General features: G+C 48.6%; 5 protein-coding genes. All 5 read left to right on the top strand.

The window, feature by feature from the left end; all coding sequences use genetic code 11:
- A partial coding sequence (locus OEM52_14030; protein ID MDK9701253.1) for a GGDEF domain-containing protein occupies positions 1 to 324 on the top strand: 324 nt, incomplete at its 5' end.
- A gap of 112 nt (positions 325 to 436) precedes the next feature.
- Positions 437 to 1,921, top strand: a complete 1,485-nt coding sequence (gene glgA / locus OEM52_14025) for a glycogen synthase GlgA (protein MDK9701252.1) — start codon at positions 437 to 439, stop codon at positions 1,919 to 1,921.
- Positions 1,922 to 2,242: 321 nt separating this feature from the next.
- Entirely contained in the window at positions 2,243 to 3,952 is a 1,710-nt protein-coding gene (locus OEM52_14020) for a BamA/TamA family outer membrane protein (GenBank protein MDK9701251.1), read from the top strand.
- 312 nt (positions 3,953 to 4,264) lie between these two features.
- Entirely contained in the window at positions 4,265 to 4,552 is a 288-nt protein-coding gene (locus tag OEM52_14015) for a hypothetical protein (GenBank protein ID MDK9701250.1), read from the top strand.
- On the top strand, positions 4,461 to 4,800 hold a 340-nt coding region (locus tag OEM52_14010; protein ID MDK9701249.1), incomplete at its 3' end, for a hypothetical protein. The genes OEM52_14015 and OEM52_14010, both read left to right, overlap by 92 nt.

Here is a 4,800-nt window from a genome sequence, read left to right as displayed (position 1 = left end):
GACTTTGTTACTCGTTATGGTGGGGAGGAGTTTGCTATTATTTTGCCCGGTGCTAACATCGAAGGGGCAGGAATACTTGCGGACAAGCTCAGATCTAATGTTGAAGAGTTTGATTTCGTTAATGCAAATAAACAGCCGGAAGGACGTATCACCGTCAGTGTAGGAGTTGCATCTACTCGTACCGTGAGTTCCTCAGCGGAAGAGCTGGTACATCAATCCGATGTTGCATTGTACCAAGCCAAAGAGCGTGGGAGAAATCAAGTCATTCTTAGTGTCGCGCCTGGGGTGTTTGAACGATATAATGCAGCAAACTCTCCAGAATGAGTGATGTAGATTCGTTACCGGCTTGTCAGAAAGAATGACTCAGAGTTGTTTAATGATGATAGTAGGAACACACTACTAACATCAAATACTATTTGACGACGAAGGAAGTAAAATGTCGAAGTCGTTACGGATACTTTTAGTTTCCCCGGAAGTGGTGCCGTTTGCAAAAACCGGTGGGCTTGCCGACGTCTCTGGTGCGTTGCCAAAGAAGCTGAAAAACATGGGACACGACATCCGCATCCTCCTTCCCAAGTACCGTATGATTCGCGACCGCAAACACAGTTTGCGCGAAGTGAAACGGTTAGCAGCGATCCCGCTTGAGTATGCCGGAACCGATGAGCCGTTTGCATTACGCTCCGCGGCTTTGTTGCCTGAGCGGGTACAAGTATATCTGATGGAGCACAAAGGATTCTTCGATCGCGATGGACTATATGTCGATCCATCGACCAATACTGATTATGAGGACAATGCCGAAAGGTTTGCATTCTTTTGCCGTGGATTGTTTACTGGTCTCGAAACACTACATTGGGCTCCAGACATCCTTTTTTGTAACGATTGGCAAACTGCACTGATCCCTTATTGGTTGAAAAGTCACTTTGTCAAGAATCCATTTTTCGCGAAAACGAAGACCGTACTCGCAATCCATAATCTTGCATTCCAGGGAATATTTCCCTTGGATAAAGCCGAGATACTTGAACTTGAACCAAAAGAGTACGCTCCCCATGGTCCCCTCGAGTTTTGGGGGAAACTGAACTTTTTAAAAGCTGGGATTGAGACAGCTGATAAGATTGTCACCGTCTCACCGAATTATGCCAAAGAAATCCAAACGACCGAAGTTGGTTGCGGCTTAGAGGGCGTGCTCAAACAACGTAAGAAAGACCTGATTGGAATTCTCAACGGTATCGATACCGATGTCTGGAATCCTGAAACCGATACCGACATCCCGGCGCAATATTCCACAACCAACTTGACGGGAAAAACCCGATGCAAGCAAATGCTGCAAGTCGAGTTAAACTTACAGCATGACGTAGCCGTTCCGATGTTCGGATTGGTGAGCCGATTAACAGAGCAAAAAGGAATCGATGTCGTGATCGAAACGATTCCAACTTTGATCAATACCGGTGCACATGTTGTCATCTTAGGGGTTGGAGAACAACGCTTTGCCGATCAGTTAACGGAGTTGCAGAAAGTCTATCCCGATAAATTGTCGGTGAATCTAACCTTTGATGATCCGTTGGCACACCGGATTGAAGCGGCAGCGGACTTTTTCCTAATGCCGTCGCGCTATGAGCCATCCGGCTTAAATCAAATGTATAGCCTTCGGTATGGAACGATTCCGATTGTCACCAAAGTGGGCGGACTTGCTGACAGCGTCGAAGAGCTGAATGAGAAAACGAAAAAGGGAAATGGCATCATTGTCAAAGATGTAAACACAACCACCCTCTTGAAAGCATGTAAGCGTGCGCTGACAATTTATCAACAACCGCAGCTCTTGAATGCTTTTCGTGTCAATGCGATGAGTGTCGATCATTCGTGGGAATTGAGCGCTAAAAAGTACGAGGCAATCTTCCTCGAGCTTGCCGACAGCATCCAATAGCATCTTATAACTGTGTTTTTCTATCGATATGTTTGTTGTTTCCATGGGGCGTATGGCATACGCCCCTCTCTTTTTTCGTAGCCGCGACATTTCTGTTGCGGTTGGATGTTAGTCTTTCCTGCCTGACGCGAGTAGCGGCTGACTTCCATGTCCGCCCGCACTGGAGATTAGCCAATTCTGCTTGACGTGTCTTTGCGAGAAACGCAGGTCGCAACCATGTGCGACCTCAGTGACGAAGCAATCCCCTTAAACAACCCATTAACTATATAAAATCACATCACCCTTTTGACTCTTGCCCCTTCATTATTATGTTGTCATAGCATGAAACGTTGGATTACACTCCTCACACTGATACTCCTATCTTCGGTCGCCATCCCGGCTCCCCTGGGGGAGTTACTTCGCGTCGAATGGCACGGCGCAGAAAAAATTCTTCGTTCTCAACTCCAATCGTCGTTTCCCATCGCCATCGGAGAAACCATTGATTCCATCCGGATCCAAGCCGGATTAGATACAACGTTACACCGTTTAGCGAGTCTTGGATACGCGGTCATCAAGCTCGATTCCGCCAATTGGATACCCAAACGGTACGGCGGTGACTTACACATTTACTTGAATGATACTCAACCACTCCAAATCGAAACGATCACATTTACCGGTGACTCCTTACCAGCGAATAGAATTGGACTTCGCCCCGGTGACCCCTATGATCGCAACACGTTATTAGAGATAATCGATGAGTGGTTCGATAACCGCGCGCGCACCGGACACACTTTTGCCGCCGTTACTTGGGATAGCGGCGTGATCCAGAAACAATCCACCCACATCGGACTATCCTTACATGGCGCACTCGATACCGGGCAAGTTGTTATCATAAATGGAATGACAATACCCGGCGGTGAATCTACAAAACCGGAATTGTGGGTTCGAGAAAGTCGTCTGAAGTTTCCGTTCCGCTACAATCCGGATCGTATCGCCAAAGCGAAAAAATTCCTTATTGCGACGGGACGATTTGAAACGATGAGCGATCCCGAAGTAGTGACTTTCGGTCCCAATACGATTCTCCGCTTCCCCTCCCGCATACGCAATGCAATTCGGATCGATGCTGTCGCGGGTTATCTCCCTCCGGTTGGCACTACTCCTTCCGCAGTATCGGGAAAAATCGATTTAGGGCTCTACCAACTATTCGGCAGCTTGCGGAAACTGGCAGTCCATTGGGCGAAGCCTGACCGAATCAGTCAAGAGTTTTCGCTGCAATACACCGAACCATGGTTGTTTTCCGTACCGTTGGCATTGCAAGTTGGCGCTGAGTCGCAAATCCGCGATTCATTGTACAGTGAACTAAAACTATCACTAACCCTTGAATGGCAAATGAACGATGCTATCACCCTTCATAGCGGTTATAGCTCTCGTGAAGTAAATGCTGATAGCGCGGCAGTTATTGCTCTCGGTTTCTCACAGATTACCGGTTCATCGTGGATTGGCGGTGCCGCCTATGATGGACGCGACGACCAATGGAATCCCCGAACAGGCATTCACCTCGTTGGAGAGTGGGAGTATCGCAATCTCAGTTTACAAGAATCCAACCAAAGCAGTATCCAGTTACAAGGTTTGCGTTTTCAATTGGAACAATCGTTGCCTCAAGGGCGTTCACTCTCTTGGTACTTTGCGGTGCGGGGAAAAGAATGGGAATCTCCGCCGCGAACGCTCCCAGTCACGGAGCTGTTTCGGATTGGCGGTCCCGGTACGGTTCGGGGATACCGGGAGTGGGAGTATTCGGCTACCCGGTTCGCCGGAGCGACGATTGAACCACGGTGGCTACTAACCCAAAACTCGCGTGCGTATTTCTTTATAGATGCTGGTTACTTGGAATGGCAACAAGTGTCGACCAGCATTGAACGAAAATTAGTCGGGTGGGGAGCCGGAATGTGGTTAGCGGTAAGATCCGGGCGAATCGGCTTTGATTTGGGGTGGAATCATGGTGATGCCCCACTTGATGGCAAGGTTAGTTTCCGCATCCTCCAAGAATTCTAAGTTTTCTCTTACTTGGAGGTTAGCCAATCTTGGCTGACAAGTCTCTTCGTTGGATGTATGGCAACCGCCTTGCGGCTCATCGCAGGTAATCCTGCCTGACATACCGTACGATAGACACACCTGTCTGTCGAAACGTATCGTATGTTGAATACAAAGTAGGGGCAGGCTTCCATGACTGCCCACTCGTGTCATTGCGAGGAGCGTAGCGACGAAGCAATCCTATTTGCTGTCGCATTTGTTTTCGTCACGAACCATAGCCGTTTCAATTCGACCCGGAATTGGAAGTACATTAACGAAACTTCTGTTGGGGATATGCGCGTAAATCGTCTGGTAACAACTTCCACTTTCCTTATGCTATTGCTCCTTGCGATGGCAACGACCGCGCCCGCGCAGTTTGGTAAGAACAAAGTCCAGTACGAATACCTGAATTGGGAATCGCTCCAGACCAAACACTTTGAGATTTACTTTCCCGATGGCGGCTATGAAGTTGCGGTCGCAACCGCGGAGTATGCCGCTCGCCTATCGCCACCTCGCGAAGGGTCTCGATTACCAACTCGAACCCAACGGACGAATAACGATTATCACTCACCGCTCCCATAACCAATTTCAACAAACCAATGTAACCGGGGAGAGTCCGGAGGAAAGCGTCGGCGGCTTTACCGAGTTTCTGAAAACCCGTGTTGTTATTCCGTTTGAGGGGAATTGGGAGAAGTATCGCCATGTCGTACACCATGAGTTGACCCATGCGATGATGCTGCGGAAATACTACGGAAGTGGTTTACAGAGTGTGATCAACGGCATTAGCCGGATGCCCTTGCCGCTTTGGTACATCGAAGGATTAGCCGAGT

It is taken from the genome of bacterium, from assembly GCA_030247525.1.
Classification (GTDB): Bacteria; Electryoneota; JAOADG01; order JAOADG01; family JAOADG01; genus JAOTSC01.
Note: the sequence above shows the minus strand (reverse complement) of the source record. Positions and strands in the feature narration are given on the sequence as shown.